General features: G+C 53.0%; 1 protein-coding gene. It reads right to left on the bottom strand.

Annotated features, from left to right (window positions below; all coding sequences use genetic code 11):
• Window positions 1-447: EF-Tu/IF-2/RF-3 family GTPase (locus ACTHUR_RS20870; RefSeq protein WP_440400713.1), on the bottom strand; the 447-nt coding region annotated here is incomplete at both ends.

Raw genomic sequence — 447 nt, 5'->3', positions numbered from 1 at the left:
GAACGGAGTATGACGGCCACCCTCTTCTTTGCTCAATACGTACACTTCCGCTTTGAATTTGGTGTGCGGAGTGATGGTACCCGGTTTAGCCAATACTTGACCGCGTTCCACTTCTTCGCGTTTGGTACCGCGCAGCAATACGCCTACGTTGTCACCGGCTTGACCTTCGTCCAGCAGTTTGCGGAACATCTCAACACCGGTACAAGTGGTTTTTTGGGTTTCTTTCAGACCTACGATTTCGATCTCGTCACCAACGTGGATGACACCGCGCTCTACACGGCCGGTTACTACTGTACCGCGACCGGAGATGGAGAATACGTCTTCGATAGGCAACAGGAAAGGTTTGTCCACGGCACGCTCTGGAGTCGGGATGTAGCTGTCCAATGCGGCAGCCAGTTCGAAGATTTTTTCTTCGTAAGCGGCGTCGCCTTCCAAGGCTTTCAGTGC

It is taken from the genome of Neisseria sp. P0021.S007, from assembly GCF_051956855.1.
Note: the sequence above shows the minus strand (reverse complement) of the source record. Positions and strands in the feature narration are given on the sequence as shown.